13 protein-coding genes are annotated in these 14,962 nt (G+C 30.4%); 2 read left to right on the plus strand and 11 right to left on the minus strand.

The genetic code is table 11. The features are described from left to right. Positions 1-21: 21 nt before the first annotated feature. The 3 genes from Q1A15_RS11305 to Q1A15_RS11315 are packed head-to-tail and all read right to left on the minus strand — an operon-like array spanning position 22 to position 3,070. Positions 22-1,098: an ABC transporter permease gene (locus Q1A15_RS11305; RefSeq protein ID WP_299623459.1), complete on the minus strand. Its 1,077-nt coding sequence runs from the start codon at positions 1,096-1,098 to the stop codon at positions 22-24. Continuing rightward, the gene (locus tag Q1A15_RS11310; RefSeq protein WP_299623462.1) at positions 1,088-2,350 is read right to left on the minus strand and encodes a mechanosensitive ion channel domain-containing protein; all 1,263 of its coding nucleotides are present in this window, start codon (positions 2,348-2,350) and stop codon (positions 1,088-1,090) included. Before Q1A15_RS11310 ends, Q1A15_RS11305 begins: the two co-directional genes overlap by 11 nt. A 15-nt stretch (positions 2,351-2,365) precedes the next feature. After that, positions 2,366-3,070 (minus strand): queuosine precursor transporter, encoded by a 705-nt coding sequence (locus Q1A15_RS11315; RefSeq protein WP_299623465.1) that lies wholly within the window; start codon positions 3,068-3,070, stop codon positions 2,366-2,368. Positions 3,071-3,137: 67 nt separating this feature from the next. On the opposite strand from Q1A15_RS11315, the gene fabD reads away from it, so the two are divergent. After that, complete coding sequence (gene fabD, locus Q1A15_RS11320; RefSeq protein WP_299623468.1) at positions 3,138-4,025, plus strand: ACP S-malonyltransferase; 888 nt, start codon at positions 3,138-3,140, stop codon at positions 4,023-4,025. Positions 4,026-4,071: 46 nt separating this feature from the next. Here fabD and Q1A15_RS11325 read toward each other — a convergent pair whose 3' ends face one another. From Q1A15_RS11325 to Q1A15_RS11345, 5 genes are all read right to left on the minus strand, one after another. After that, a complete protein-coding gene (locus Q1A15_RS11325; RefSeq protein WP_299623472.1) occupies positions 4,072-6,909 on the minus strand; it encodes a pitrilysin family protein in 2,838 nt (945 codons plus the stop codon). Positions 6,910-7,045: 136 nt separating this feature from the next. Next, the gene (locus Q1A15_RS11330; protein WP_299623475.1) at positions 7,046-7,588 is read right to left on the minus strand and encodes a carboxymuconolactone decarboxylase family protein; all 543 of its coding nucleotides are present in this window, start codon (positions 7,586-7,588) and stop codon (positions 7,046-7,048) included. A 52-nt stretch (positions 7,589-7,640) separates the two neighbouring features. Continuing rightward, positions 7,641-8,207 carry a TetR/AcrR family transcriptional regulator gene (locus tag Q1A15_RS11335; protein WP_299623477.1) on the minus strand — a complete coding sequence of 189 codons (567 nt, stop codon included), beginning with the start codon at positions 8,205-8,207 and terminating at the stop codon, positions 7,641-7,643. 73 nt (positions 8,208-8,280) lie between these two features. Beyond that, entirely contained in the window at positions 8,281-9,291 is a 1,011-nt protein-coding gene (gene galE / locus Q1A15_RS11340) for a UDP-glucose 4-epimerase GalE (protein WP_299623480.1), read from the minus strand. After that, positions 9,292-10,440 (minus strand): DegT/DnrJ/EryC1/StrS family aminotransferase, encoded by a 1,149-nt coding sequence (locus tag Q1A15_RS11345; RefSeq protein ID WP_299623483.1) that lies wholly within the window; start codon positions 10,438-10,440, stop codon positions 9,292-9,294. 69 nt (positions 10,441-10,509) lie between these two features. Here Q1A15_RS11345 and Q1A15_RS11350 point away from each other — a divergent pair, with 69 nt between their 5' ends. Next, positions 10,510-12,894, plus strand: a complete 2,385-nt coding sequence (locus Q1A15_RS11350; RefSeq protein WP_299623486.1) for a penicillin acylase family protein — start codon at positions 10,510-10,512, stop codon at positions 12,892-12,894. 4 nt (positions 12,895-12,898) lie between these two features. Here the strand turns inward: Q1A15_RS11350 and Q1A15_RS11355 are convergent, their stop codons facing one another. Genes Q1A15_RS11355 through Q1A15_RS11365 form a run of 3 tightly spaced genes read right to left on the minus strand, consistent with a single transcriptional unit; the run spans position 12,899 to position 14,952 of the window. After that, positions 12,899-13,522, minus strand: a complete 624-nt coding sequence (locus Q1A15_RS11355) for a hypothetical protein (RefSeq protein ID WP_299623490.1) — start codon at positions 13,520-13,522, stop codon at positions 12,899-12,901. Positions 13,523-13,569: 47 nt separating this feature from the next. Beyond that, positions 13,570-14,487: a pyridoxamine 5'-phosphate oxidase family protein gene (locus tag Q1A15_RS11360; protein WP_299623493.1), complete on the minus strand. Its 918-nt coding sequence runs from the start codon at positions 14,485-14,487 to the stop codon at positions 13,570-13,572. A gap of 54 nt (positions 14,488-14,541) precedes the next feature. After that, positions 14,542-14,952 carry an Rrf2 family transcriptional regulator gene (locus tag Q1A15_RS11365; RefSeq protein ID WP_299623496.1) on the minus strand — a complete coding sequence of 137 codons (411 nt, stop codon included), beginning with the start codon at positions 14,950-14,952 and terminating at the stop codon, positions 14,542-14,544. Between the last annotated feature and the right edge of the window lie 10 nt (positions 14,953-14,962).

Here is a 14,962-nt window from a genome sequence, read left to right on the forward strand (position 1 = left end):
TGAACGAGCTAAATTACAAACTTAACTTTTCACATCCAATGCATCTCTAAGTGAATTACCTAAAAGCATAAATGCCATTACTAAACTCATAATTGCGATTCCTGGAATTAAAGCTAAGAAAGGTTTTCCAAGAATAATATAGTTGTAGTGATTTTTAATAATTGCTCCCCACGATGGAGTAGGAGGTTGTGCACCGATTCCTAAAAAACTTAAACCGCTTTCAATTAAAATTGCAGCAGCAAAGTTCGCTGCAGAAATAACAATTATTGGAGCTGTAATGTTTGGTAAAATATGTTTGAATATAATTCTAAAATCAGAATAACCTAAAGCTTTAGCAGCTTCAATATATTGCTCTTGTTTAGCACTAATTACTTGTCCGCGTACAATTCTTGCGACTTCTACCCACATTGTTAAACCCACGGCTATAAATACTTGCCAATATCCTTTTCCTAAGATTAAAATGAAAGCAACTACCAATAATAAAGTAGGAATAGACCAAGTTATGTTGATAATCCACATAATAAATGCATCTACTTTTTTACCGTAATAACCTGCCACAGCTCCAACAGGAATTCCGATAAGCAAGGAAATAAAAACAGCAATGAATCCAATAAAAAAAGAAATTCGTGTTCCTATTAATAATCTGCTTAATAAATCTCTACCATATTTATCTGTCCCGAACCAAAAAGTACGTTGCGTTATAAATTTTTTAGGAGCCTTACTGAAAATAGAAGTATTGTAAAACTTTGGCAATCCATCGGAGTATTTGATCACTTTTAAAGAATCATTTTTAACTTCATAACTTTTAATTGGAAGTTCTTCATGATTGTTTGTTTTACCATTTAAAATTTTAGAAAACCAAGATTGTGAATCTGATGTTTTAGTAGTAGGAATACTTAGCATTAAAACAGAAAAACCAGGTGATTTTGAATGGATTTCTAAATGCATTTGATTTCCTGAATTACTATTGTCTGGAGCAATTGCATAACAAAAGATAGCAATTAAACCACATAAAAAAATGTAGCCTAAGCTGATTAAACCAATCTTATTGCTTTTAATCTTTTGAAATACTTGACTTCGGAAAATATTAAGATTCATTCGTGTTATCTTTCAGGTTTACAACATCTAAACTTGACGGATTTTCAAAAACCTCTAAATTAAAGAAACCTATACTTGCGAAAATATGATCGAAAATATCAGACATAATACGTTCGTAAACAATCCATTCTTTTTCACTACTGAAAGCATAAATTTCTAAAGGAATTCCGTTTGGAGTCGGAGATAATTGTCTGCTCATAAACAACAATTCCTGATTGATTTTAGGATGTTGTTGTAAATATAAATCGATGTATTTACGAAATACTCCAAAATTGGTAAGATTTCTACCGTTAATCAATAGCGATTTATCAATGTTATGAGTTGAATTATATTCATTGATTTCACTAGATTTTTCAGTAATATAATCTTGAATTAATGCTATATTTTTATAATCTTCAATTTCCTTTTCTGATAAAAAATGAATGCTATTAATCTTGATATGAATTGCACGTTTTATTCGCCTACCACCCGAATGATTCATAGCACGCCAATTCTTAAATGAATCAGAAATTAAAGAATATGTAGGAATGCTGGTAACTGTGTTGTCGAAATTTTTAACGATAACAGAAGTTAAGTTGATTTCAATTACATTTCCATCCGCACCAAACTTTTCCATTGTAATCCAATCCTGTAAGCGAACAGTATCATAAACAGAAATTTGAATACTAGCTACAAAACCTAAGATTGTGTCTTTAAAAATTAAAAGTAATACCGCAGAAAAAGCTCCTAGTGCAGTAAAGAAACGTAACAAAGGTTTTCCTGTGATGATTGAAAAAGAAACAATAAAAGCTATGATCCATAAAAGAATCATAAATATCTGAACATAACTCTCTAAAGGTTTGTCTTTAAATGCAGGAAGTGTTCTTAAGAAATCTTTTATACTTTGTAGAATACTTTTTACAAGTCGTACAAAACTTATAACAATGAGTAAATTAACGAAACGTTGTGCATATTCTAAAAAGTGAGGAAAATCAACTAGAATATAATTTAGAGACCCATAAGTGATAATTAAAACTAATACTCTAGCTAAACTTAAAAAGAAAGAGTTCTTAATTAAAATATCATCAAATTTAGTTTTGGTTTTTGTTGCTAGTTTTTTCAAAAATTTACTACCATAGTAACGAAGCACTTTAAATAACAGATAACCTATTATTGCTATTACCAATAAATTAAAAAATACATTAAAGTAACTAGCGGTAGTATGATCTAGACTTAGTTTGTCTTTTAAAAAATTATAAAAAAATTTATTCACAGCTTTATACGTTTGTTAAATACCTTGAATTTCTTCCCCAGTTTTTAAGTTAAATTTCTTTTTAAACAAATAAACTGCAAGGTAAAGAAGAGGAGTGTCTAACGCAGCAATAATTATTTTAAAAATAACTCCACTAACCAACAACCCTAAAAATTTATCCCATGCTATTATTTCGAAAGAACAAAGTAAAACTAATACAGTAAGAGTATCTATAAATTGAGATGTAAAAGTTGAAAAATTATTTCGTAGCCATAAGTACTTTCCTTTGGTTAAGTTTTTCCAAAAGTGATATACTTTAATATCGATAAATTGAGCGAATAAGTAAGCTAACATTGAGGCTACTACAGCTAAAGGAGCAGCTCCAAAAACTAGATTAAAAGTTTTATCATTCACTGGAGACCAAACTGTAGCTGGAGCTAGTTTTCCTGCATAAATAATCAATAATGAAAAAAGTGAAGCGAATATTCCAGCGATTACTACCTGATTGGCTTTTTTCTTTCCGTAAATTTCAGATAAAATATCTGTGATTAAAAATGTAATAGGATAAGGCAATAACCCTACAGAAACCTCAAATAATTTAACTCCGAATATTTCAGTATTGAAAGGATACCAGTAGAAAAATTTTTGAAAAATTAAATTAGAGGCAACTAATGAAGCAATAAACAATGCTGCCAAAATGAGATAAATATTTTGAGCGAGTAGTTTGTTTTTATCGGTCATATAGCGAAAATAACAAAATTAAAATTGATTATGTTTGCATTATAAAACAAATGACAAAAAGAAATTTATGAAGGCATATGTTTTTCCTGGACAAGGAGCACAGTTTACAGGAATGGGATTAGATTTATATGAGAAATCTTCCTTAGCTCAAGAGCTTTTTGAAAAAGCGAATTCGATTTTAGGTTTTAGTATTACTGATGTAATGTTCGAAGGTAGTGCTGAAGAATTAAAGCAAACGAAAGTAACACAACCAGCCATATTTTTACACTCAGTTATCTTAGCTAAAGTTTTAGGAGAAGAGTTTAAACCAGACATGGTAGCAGGACATTCTTTAGGAGAATTATCTGCTTTAGTTGCAAATGGAGTATTATCTTTTGAAGATGGTTTAACCTTAGTTTCTAAACGAGCTTTAGCAATGCAACAAGCATGTGAAGCACAAGAGTCTACAATGGCTGCTGTTTTAGGTTTAGAAGATGCAGTAGTAGAAGAAGTTTGTGAATCTATTGATGGAGTTGTAGTGGCAGCTAATTACAATTGTCCTGGACAATTAGTAATTTCTGGAGAGATTGAAGCGATTAACAAAGCTTGTGATGTTTTAAAAGGAAAAGGAGCGAAAAGAGCTTTAGTACTTCCAGTAGGAGGAGCTTTTCACTCGCCTTTAATGGAACCAGCTAGAGAAGAATTAGCAAAGGCTATTGAAGAAACAACTTTTAATACACCAACTTGTCCAGTGTATCAGAATGTAGCTGCTAAAGCAATTACAGATCCTAATGAGATTAAAGAAAACTTAATCGCACAATTAACTGCGCCTGTAAAATGGACACAATGTGTTCAAGCAATGATTGCTGATGGAGCAACTGAAGTTATTGAAGTTGGTCCTGGAAAAGTTTTACAAGGTTTAATGCGTAAAATTGACAGAAGTATAGCTGCTAGTGGAGCAAGCTTCGGAGAATAATAAAACAAAAAAGCCCTTTTAAAAAGGGCTTTTTTTAATTTAGATTTTATTGTTTTACTTTTTCTTGAAGTTTATTAAGTAAGACCGGTTCTCCAAAACCTAATTCTTTCATTCTTTTTAGTTGTGTTTCTGCATCTCCAACAACTAACCAAATCATTTTATTCGGATCTACATATTGATTTGCTAATTCTTGAATTCTAGGAATAGTCATTTCAGAAACTATTTTTTCTCTATCCTTCATATAATTGTTAGCTAAGTTATATGTACTTATGTTTTCTAACATTCTTAGTTTAGCACCCATAGTTTCAAAAGCTCGAGCATTACTTTTAATCAAGAAACCTTTAGTAGTTGCTAAATCTTTTTCAGAATAATTTTTCGCATAGTTTTCTAGAATTTGCTTTACTAATTGAGAAGCTTCTAAAGTAACATTACTACGTACTCCACTACCAATAGTAAATGCACCTTTATCTTTTCCTCCAGAGAAACCTGATCGAACTCCGTATGTATATCCTTTTCCTTCTCGTAATTGTTGTGTTAATTGAGAAGCAAATCCACCGCCACCTAGAATGTAATTCATTACAGTAGCAGGATAATAATCAAGATCATTAAAAGCTAAAGCTGGAGCCCCAAAACGTAATTGAGATTGTTTTGCATTTGGAATATCATAGAAATATACTGTAGATTTTTCAGGAGCTTCAGGAATTTTAAAACTTGGAACGGTAACTTCTTTCGCAGCCCAGTTTGTATCAAGTTCTTGTAAAGAAGTCATAATATTTTCTTTATCAATATCACCAACTACATGCATTGTTGTTATTGAAGGAGAAAAGAAATTATTGTAATACGCTTTTAAATCATCAATAGTAATAGATTCAACAGATTTTATATCCCCTAATATATTTTTAGAACGAATATTGTCTTTTCCGTAGATAAGTGCATTATATTGATTTGAAGCTATTGAAGTCGGACTAGCTTCTTGAGATCTTAAATTCGTGATTGCTCCTTTTTTTAATAACTCGAATTCAGCTTCATCCCATCTTGGTTCTAAAAGCATTTCTTGAATTAAAGCTAATGTTTGTTTGTAATTACGTTTTAATGTATTACCAAAAACACGAATATTATTTTTAGTAGCAAAAATACTTACTGATGCACCTAATTGAGCTAATTCATCTTCTAACTGACTTACATCTTTATTTTTAGTTCCTTTTTCTAATAAACTAGCTGTTAAATTTGCAACACCTAATTTATCCATGTTTTCAAGTAATTGTCCACCTTCGATAACAAAATTGAATTGTACTAATGGAACTTCATCACTTTGAATTCCAAATACTTTTAAACCGTTTTTTAATTCATCTTTCCAAACATTTGGAGTTTTTGATTCCGGAGCTTTTCCATATGGAGGCTCAACAGAACGATCAAAAGATGAAGGAGTTTTTTCATAAGTAGCTGCAATAGATGAATCAAACGATTCTTCTGCACCGATAACTATTTTTTCCTCAACTACATTTGCTTCCACAGAATTAGATAACGCTAATTCTTGTTGAGTTTTAGGAACAAAACTAGTAGCGATATAGTTTTTACCTTTAATATACTTATTGTAAACAGCCATTACATCTGCTACAGTAACAGCTAATGTTTCATTTAATTCTTTAGTAACATAACCAGGATCTCCAGTATATGTGTTGTAAGAAGCCAAACGAGAACCTTTACCAAGAACACTAGATAAACTATTGTAAAAATCTGTTTCTAAACCAGCTTTAATACGATCTAAATCTTTTTGAGGAATTCCATTTTGTTCAAAGTCAGCGAATGCTGTTTGAATCCCTTTTTGAACTTCGTCTAATTTTGTGTTAGAGAAAGCTCTAACAATTAATTGAATTTGACCAGCAATTTCTGAAGTAAAGTTAAACATAGTTGTTCCTGAAGTTAATTTTAAATCATCAACTAAAACTTTGTTTAAAGGAGCTTTCTTTCCGTTACTTAAGTATTCTGATAAAATATCTAAAGCATAAGCATCTTTATGATATTGTTCAGCTGCAGGCCATGTTAACGTTAGTTCTGGTAAACGAGCAAAGTTATCTTCGTAAACTAAGTGTTTAGTTTCCTTAACAATTCCAGGTCTTTTTTGAATAGGAGCAATGTCTTTACCTCTTGGTATTTCATCAAAATATTTATGAACCCATTCTTTAGCTTTAGCAACATCAATATCTCCAGATAACACTAAAGTTGCATTGTTTGGTACATACCATTTTTTGAAGAAGTTTTTTACATCTTCAACTGTAGCATTTTGAACATCCTTCAAAGAACCAATTACTTGCCAATTATATGGATGATCTTTTGGATACAGATTCTTTCCAATTACATACTGTCTGTGTCCGTAAGGTCTATTATCAACACTTTGTCTTTTTTCGTTCTTTACTACTTGTTTTTCTTTTGCTAAAACAGGATCAGTAACAGTATTAATAAACCAACCTAATTTATCAGCTTCAGCCCAAATCATTTTTTCTAAAGCATCGCTAGGAACGGTTTGTAAATAATTTGTTCTATCTCTTGAAGTAGATCCATTAGCTCCAGAACCACCAATTCGTGCACTCATTTTATCAAGTCCACCTTTACCAAGATTTTCCGATTCTAAGAATAGTAAATGTTCAAAAAGGTGAGCAAAACCAGTTCTACCTTCAAGTTCTCTAGCAGATCCTACATGAACCATAAGTTCTACAGCAACAACAGGATCAGATTTATCAACGTGAAAAATAACATCTAGTCCGTTGTCTAGTGTAATTTTTTCATAATCAATTTTTAAAGCTACTTTTTTAGGTTGTTTCTCTTTGGTAGTACACCCTATTAAAAAGCAAAATAAGAGTCCCCAAGTTAAGTTTTTTATCATGTTTGTATCTCTAAATTTAGGTTTTAAAGATACTAAATGAAGGAAAAGTTAAATTCCCTAAAATTTGTTAAAATGTAAAAAGCAAAAAGTCGATTAATTAACATAATCGACTTTTTGTTTAAAATTTTTAAAGTTATTAGATAAACTTTTTAAAAGGCTCATCTACTTCTGTATTGGCAATATGGTTTACGTAATTACTAATTACTTTTTGAGAAAGTCCTAAGATAATTTCTAAAACATGTCTTTCCGTATAACCAGCTTCATAAAATTTATCTAATTCTGGTTTAGAAATGTTTCCTCTGTTTCTTAAGATAATAAGTGTTGTATCGTATAATGCTTGTAATTTAGCATTTGGCATAGCACTTTTATTTCTTAATGCATCTATTAATTCTGGACTTACTTTCATCATGTGTGCAATTGCAGTATGTGCAGGAACACAATAATGGCATTCGTGCTCTACATTTATAGTTTGCCAAACTACAGTTAATTCTTCTGCATCAAAAGCTGTTTGTGTAGAGAATAAATGATGTAATGTTTTATATCCTTCTAAAATAGCTGGAGATTCAGCTAATACACCATGTAAGTTTGGTAACATACCAAATGCTTTTACAGATTCTTCTAATTGTCCTTTACTTTTTTCAGGAGCAGTTTCGATAGTGTGAACAGTTAATGTACTCATATTAAAATTGATTTTAATAACTAAACAATCGGTTAGTTATTGGTTAAAAAAATTATGTGTTACTAAATATGTTTTCTATAAAAATGTGTAATTGTGGTTTGTTAAATACTCTAGAAGCTGAAGATAAACCGAACATAGAAACAATAAAATAATCTGATTGTTCTTGAATTTGAACTTCGGAAAAACCAGCTTCTTGTCGAACATTACTTTCAAATAAACCTCTTATTTCTTTAGTGAAATTTGATAACTGATTTTTAATTATTGGATCAGAGTCTTCGTTTAGCTCATTAGCCGCATTTGTAACTAAACACCCTTTTATAAAGTCGTTGTTATCTTTAGCAAATTCTAAAAAATCGTAGAAATATTGTTTAATACCCTCAATACCATTTTTTGAATCTTTTAATTTATCTGTGATAGCTAAAAGCTTTTTTCTATAAGACTTTACGCATTCTAGAAAAACTCCTTTTTTACTTCCGAAACTAGAATAAATAGAAAATTTATTAATGCCCATTTGTTTTTCGAGCATTTGCATAGAAGTAGTTTCATAACCATTCTTCCAGAATAGTTCCATTGCTTTATCTATTACTTCAGATTCTATGTATTCTTTCTTTCGTGCCATTTACTTTACAAAACTAAACAATTGTTTAGAAATAAAAAACTAGTTAACAAAAGTTTAATATTTTATCTAAATTTTAGGTTTGATTATTTTGCCATTTCCAAGCGGATAACAAAGCTTCCTCTATACTTTTTTCAGTTCGCCAGTTTAATTTTTCGTTAGCAATATTTGTGTCGGCATAAGCAGCTGTGATGTCTCCAGCTCTACGCTCAACTATTTTGTAGTTTAAATTTTGATTGGTGGCTTTTTCGAAAGCTTTAACAATTTCTAAAACAGAACTACCTTTTCCTGTTCCTACATTAAAGACTTCAAAAGCTGTTTCATTTTTCTGATTTAGTAAGCGGTTTAAAGCAGCAATGTGCGCTTTAGCTAAATCAACAACATGAATATAATCGCGAATGGCAGTTCCATCAGGAGTATCATAATCATCACCAAAAATTGATAATTGTTCTCTAATTCCAGCGGCAGTTTGTGTTACGTATGGAATTAAATTTTGAGGAACACCTAAAGGAAGTTCTCCAATTTTAGCACTTTCATGAGCACCAATCGGATTGAAATATCGTAAAGCAATGGCATTTAAGCCATTTGCTTTACAACTATCTTGTATAATTTCTTCTCCAACCTGTTTGGTATTTCCGTAAGGAGATTCTGCAGGTTTAATTGGAGCATTTTCAGTTATTGGTAATTCATCTGCTTGTCCGTATACTGTACAAGAAGAACTAAAAATGAAATTATTTAAATTTCTATCTCTCATTTCTTGAAGAATGTATACCAAACTTCCAATATTATTCTCGTAATAATCTAAAGGTTTTTGTACACTTTCTCCAACTGCTTTATAAGCAGCAAAATGGATAATACCATCTACATTCACTCTCTCAAAAAAGTCTGTTACTTCTGCTTTCTTCTTAAGATCTAGTTGAAAAAACTCTGGAACTTTACCTGTGATTTTTCCAATATTTTCTAACACTTCTATTTTAGCATTAGAAAGATCATCAATAATTACAACTTCAAATCCTGAATTTTGTAATTCTACAGCAGTATGTGAACCAATGAAACCAAGGCCACCAGTAACAAGAATTTTTTTCATTTATGAAAGAAAATCATTTATAGTTTTGGTAATAAAAGCTAATTGCTCTTCGTCTAATTCTGTATGCATCGGAAGAGAAATAACTGTATCTATTAATTTATTAGTAACGGTAAAATCTTCTTCGTTATATCGCTCATCAGCATAAGCTTTTTGCTTGTGTAATGGAACAGGATAATAAATTGCATTTGGAATATTGTTGTCTAACAAATGTTGATGTAATTCATTTCTTTTCCCATTGGTAATTTGTAACGTGTATTGGTGAAAAACATGACAATCACAAGTATCGCAAATAGATCCACAAGAAGATGAAGAAGGAGTAATAATATTTTCGTTATTAGCAAAAGCATTATTGTAATATCTAGCCGCATCTCTTCTTGCATTACAATATGCATCTAAATTTGGAAGTTTAGCTTTTAAAACAGCCGCTTGAATGCTATCTAAACGAGAGTTTACACCAACAACATCGTGATAATAACGTTTGTACATTCCATGATTTACAATTCCTCTGATGATATGTGCTAAATCGTCGTCATTAGTAAATATTGCACCTCCGTCACCGTAACAACCTAAGTTTTTAGATGGGAAGAAAGAAGTTGTACCAACATCACCTATAGTTCCAGCTTTTTGCTTTGTCCCGTCTTTAAAAGTATAATTTGCTCCGATTGCTTGAGCGTTATCTTCGATAACAAATAAATTATGTTCTTTGGCAATTTCTAAAATAGCTTCCATATTCGCTACTTGTCCAAATAAATGTACTGGAACAATAGCTTTTGTTTTTGGAGTAATTGCTTTTTTAAGCGCTTCAATGTCTATATTGAATGAATCTGGTTCAACGTCAACTAAAACAGGTGTTAAGTTTAATAATCCGATTACTTCCACAGTAGCAGCAAAAGTAAAATCAACAGTAATAACTTCGTCTCCAGGTTGTAATCCAAGTCCCATCATTGCTATTTGCAGAGCATCAGTTCCATTAGCACAAGGAATTACATGTTTAACGTCAAGATATTTTTCCAAATCAGCTTGAAATTCTTTTACATAAGGTCCATTCACATAAGCTGAAGAGTTTAAAACTTCTTGAATAGAAGTATCAACAATATCTTTAATTTTTTGATATTGACTTTGTAAGTCAACCATTTGAATTTTTTTCATCTAGACGTTTGTTTGTGTATTCAAAAGTACAAATTTAAAACAGTTATATTTGATAAAAAACCATAACACATGAAAGTACTTAAAAAACTATTTTTTTTTCTTTTCATAATCATTGTATTACTAGTTGTAGGATATTTTATAGCAGGTTCTTATTTTAAGCCTAAATACAATGGAGAATTAAAATTAAGTGGTTTACAAGATAAAGTTATAGTTTTTTATGATGATAATGGTGTTCCACATATAAATGCTCAAAATCAAAAAGATGCATATAAAGTTTTCGGTTATGTACATGCACAAGATCGATTATGGCAGATGGAATTGATGCGAAGAATTGCAGCTGGTAGATTAAGTGAAGTATTTGGAAAAGATTTGGTGAGAACAGATAAGTTTTTTGGAAGTTTAGGAATAGAAGAAGCTGCAGAAAATACTATTAAAAATCTAGATGCAAATTCAAAAGCCTATCAATTAGCTACTGCTTACCTAGAAGGAATTAATGAGTTTATTAAAGAAGGAACGACTCCGTTAGAGTTTCATTTAGTTGGAATAGAAAAAGAAGCCTACACGTTAAAAGATATGTATAATGTTTTTGGTTATATGGCTTTTAGTTTTGCTGCTGCACACAAAACAGATCCATTGTTAAATGAGATAAAAGAAAAATTAGGAAACGATTATTTAGCTGAATTAGGAATTCCAACAGAAAAAGGACAACTAATTAAAAATGCTAGAAAGCCAGCAATACAATCTCAAATGACAGCTGAGATTAATGCTATTTATGAAAAACTACCAGTATCAAGTTTTATAGGAAGTAATTCTTGGGTTTTAGGTCCGAAGAAAACAGCAAATGGGAAAGTGATTTTTGCTAACGATCCGCATATCAATTTTTCTCAACCTTCAGTTTGGTATCAAAGTCATATTAAAACTCCAGATTTTGAGTTGTATGGTTTTAATTTGGCTTTAACTCCATTTCCATTATTAGGACATAACAAAGATTATGCTTACGGTTTAACTATGTTAGAGAATGATGATGTTGATTTTTATATAGAACAAGATCATCCTGAAAATTCTGAGCAGTATAATACAGCCGATGGTTTTAAAAATTACAAAACCTATTCAAAAACTATTAAAGTAAAGAAATCAACAGATGTAACTTACCAAGTTAGAGTAAGTCAACACGGACCAATAATGAATGATATTATTGAACAAGTAAAAGACAAGCGACCAATAGCAATGCAATGGATTTATACGCATTTACCGAATCAGTTATTGGATGTCTGTTATGAAATGTCGCATGCAACTAATCTTAGTGAATTTAAAAAAGGAGTTTCTAAAATTCATGCACCAGGATTAAATGTAATGTATGGAGATGCTAAAGATAATATCGCTTGGTTTGGAGCAGCAAAATTATATCAGTATAGAGATAGTTTAAACACTAAAGTTTATTTAGATGGAACGTCTGGAAAAGATGAAATCCTGAACTATTTAAACTTTGGAGAAAATCCACAAGCGACAAATCCAGATTGGGGTTATGTGTATTCAGCAAATAACCAACCAGATACTGTAGCTGGTAAATTATATCCAGGTTATTATTTACCAGAAGACAGAGCTAAACGTATTGTTAGTTTAATTGAAAATAAAGACAAGTTTACTAAGTATGATGTGAGTATAATGATGAATAATGTTAACTCAGTAGTAGTTAAAGAGGTAATAAATTCAGCATTTCAAAGTATTTCTGATAGTGAACTTACAACCGAAGAAAAAGAAGCTGCTACAATTTTAAAATCTTGGGATGGAAATTATGATAAAGAGAGTTTAGCAGCTACAGTTTACACACGATTTATTTATCAGTTTTTGCAAAATACTTTTGAAGATGAAATAGGAGAGAAGGCATTTATTCAATTATTAGATGGAGCTCCGTTACAGAAAAAATTAATTGCTGTTCAAATGCATAAGAACAATTCGCTTTGGTGGGATAATGTTAATACCAAAGAGGTAAAAGAAGACAAGAAAGTAATATTAACAAATGCATTTAAAACATCTGTAGCCTTTTTGAAAAAGCAATTAGGAAATGATATTAATTCGTGGAAATGGAAAAGAGTTTTATCTGTAGAACACGAACATCCGATAGGAAAAGCAGGTGGAGTTTTACGTAAATTCTTTAATGTTGGTCCGTTTGAAACTAATGGAGGAAATGAAGTAATTAACAATCATATTTTTAAGTTAGATAGTACTGGGATTTATAAAGTAGTAGCCGGACCATCAACTCGAAGAGTCATTGATTTTTATGATGTTGAGAATAGTATTTCAATTTTACCAACAGGGCAAAGTGGAAATAGATTCAGTCCGTATTATAAAGATCAGGCTCAAAAATACTTGGAAGGAAATTATATTCCGATGTTACTTAATCAGCAAGAAATAGAAAAATCTAAAAATAAATTAGAGTTTTTACCAAAGTAGGAAACTACTTTGGTGTTGGAATTATTTCTAATGGAGGTTTTACAAAAAAATCGTCATTTAAAGATTTTTTTTCTACAGAAATAAGTTCAATACAACTGTAAGAATCTTCTAAGTCGCCAATTGCTTTAATAGATATAGCACCATTGGTTTTTTCAGCAAAGAAATGCCATAAACCAGATTTATGAGTTTTATAATATTCTGGATTAGTTCTTAATTTTGGACTATAATAATACTTATGAATTCCTTTATTAGTTTTTACAACTAATAATTTGCATTCGTAATTCAGAATTTTTAAATCGGTCTTTTCAAATTTATGAGATAGAATTTTTTCTTGTTCTTTATTAGTAAGACTATACATGAGTTTATCACTAATAGCCATTTTTGTAAATAAGGTATCTTTTCCTTCGTGATAAGCAGTTAATTTAAAAGCACCATTTAAAGAAGAGCGATATTTTTTTCCTTTTAAATAATAAGTTTGTTTTGTACCCATTATATATTTTATCTCATCATCAGGCATTTTTCCTGTTTTGTCTTTAAAATCTATTTTAAATTTTAAGATGCCTTCAAAATCATCTTGAGCAAATAAGATATTAACAGTTAAGAATAGGAAAATAAATAGTTTTTTCATCACTTAATTTTTTTGATAAAAGTAAGTATAAAAATCTATTCTGTCTTTTACGGATTGAAAGGAGAAAAACTAACAAATTCCCAATTTGCTTTTTGGTACGTTTCAGTTTGAATCCATTGTTCAGGAGTAAATAACCAATATCTACCAGTTCCCATTGTTGTTTCTAAATCTTCCGAAGATTCTTGATCTAATACTAAAGTTGTTCTTCCTGTTAATTGTAAAGCACTTCCGCTCTCAAAATCAATAAACAATAATCCGGCTTTCGGGCATTGTAAAAAATTACCAAGTGTATTGAAAAGATTATTACCGATGTAATCTGGAATTTTTAAGGTATCGTTTTCTAATAGTTCGATAAAACCTTCCGGTCCACCTCTATGAGAAGCATCCATATTATCCTTATTATTAACGCTTCCAAGAAAAAAAGTATCGGCAGTTTTAATCCATTGTCTTTGTTTTTCAGTTAAAGTAGTTCCTTTTATTTGATTGTTTTCTTGAATGCTACTTTCTTCATTTACAGTTAAAATTCGTTGCTGAATATATTTCGGACAATTAGGATAAGCCTCACTTATATGAAACTCAATTTTATGATCGATAATTTCTGCTGAAGCATTCATTCGATATCGTGTTCTAGAAGCAGTATCGATAAATAATAAACCTACATTGTTTTGAGCTATGATATTTGAAAATAAAATGTCGTTCTGATTGCTTTGTACTTTTTTTAAATCGATAGTTACATGTTTAGGAGATTCAACTTTAATGAAGTCTTTTTGCCCAATTAACATCGACGTCCAAATATTTTTAGCTTCATCTGTTGAACTAATAATTACCGTGGTTTGTTGTTCTATAAAAGGAATCAACTGATCAATTATATGATCTTTTAATAAACGTTTTACTAATCCTGGAGGATGATATGCTTTATATTTTTTTTGAAGAGCTAATTCGCCTTCGTGAAAAGTATGTGCCATAACTGAGTTTAATTTTATGTGTAATTATTTTTATTACAGTTTTAATTAAAAAAATTAGAACCTATTTTTAAAAGATTCTAAACTAACGTCGTTGAGTTTTGTATAAATAGCTTCATCAATTTCTTGATATAAACTCTTTAGATTAGTATTGATTTTTTTGCCAACCTTACAAGTTTTATCAGGAGAGTTTGTTCTTAAAGTAAAAACATGATCTTCTTTTTTTATAGCTTTAAAAATATCTGATAATAAAATTTGATCAGCAGACTTTATAAGTTTAACGCCACCATTTTTACCTTCTTTGCTTTGAACTAATCCAGCATTTTTTAAAACACGAAGTTCTTCACGTACCAAAACAGGATTGATATTAATACTTTCAGCAAGTATTCTAGAAGATATCCATTTTTCAGAAAACATAGCTAAAACTGTCATAATATGTAGTGAAGTTGAAAGACTACTTTTAATCATATTGTTATAT

Source organism: uncultured Tenacibaculum sp., from assembly GCF_947495995.1.
In the GTDB taxonomy this organism is placed as follows: Bacteria; Bacteroidota; Bacteroidia; order Flavobacteriales; family Flavobacteriaceae; genus Polaribacter.

What these genes read in the sequence shown, in the direction of transcription:
- Q1A15_RS11305 (WP_299623459.1), bottom strand. Translation starts at nt 1,098, where the DNA reads ATGAATCTTAATATTTTCCGAAGTCAAGTATTTCAAAAGATTAAAAGC.
- Q1A15_RS11315 (WP_299623465.1), bottom strand. Translation starts at nt 3,070, where the DNA reads ATGACCGATAAAAACAAACTACTCGCTCAAAATATTTATCTCATTTTG.
- fabD (WP_299623468.1), top strand. Translation starts at nt 3,138, where the DNA reads ATGAAGGCATATGTTTTTCCTGGACAAGGAGCACAGTTTACAGGAATG.
- Q1A15_RS11325 (WP_299623472.1), bottom strand. Translation starts at nt 6,909, where the DNA reads ATGATAAAAAACTTAACTTGGGGACTCTTATTTTGCTTTTTAATAGGG.
- Q1A15_RS11330 (WP_299623475.1), bottom strand. Translation starts at nt 7,588, where the DNA reads ATGAGTACATTAACTGTTCACACTATCGAAACTGCTCCTGAAAAAAGT.
- Q1A15_RS11335 (WP_299623477.1), bottom strand. Translation starts at nt 8,207, where the DNA reads ATGGCACGAAAGAAAGAATACATAGAATCTGAAGTAATAGATAAAGCA.
- galE (WP_299623480.1), bottom strand. Translation starts at nt 9,291, where the DNA reads ATGAAAAAAATTCTTGTTACTGGTGGCCTTGGTTTCATTGGTTCACAT.
- Q1A15_RS11345 (WP_299623483.1), bottom strand. Translation starts at nt 10,440, where the DNA reads ATGAAAAAAATTCAAATGGTTGACTTACAAAGTCAATATCAAAAAATT.
- Q1A15_RS11350 (WP_299623486.1), top strand. Translation starts at nt 10,510, where the DNA reads ATGAAAGTACTTAAAAAACTATTTTTTTTTCTTTTCATAATCATTGTA.
- Q1A15_RS11355 (WP_299623490.1), bottom strand. Translation starts at nt 13,522, where the DNA reads ATGAAAAAACTATTTATTTTCCTATTCTTAACTGTTAATATCTTATTT.
- Q1A15_RS11360 (WP_299623493.1), bottom strand. Translation starts at nt 14,487, where the DNA reads ATGGCACATACTTTTCACGAAGGCGAATTAGCTCTTCAAAAAAAATAT.
- Q1A15_RS11365 (WP_299623496.1), bottom strand. Translation starts at nt 14,952, where the DNA reads ATGATTAAAAGTAGTCTTTCAACTTCACTACATATTATGACAGTTTTA.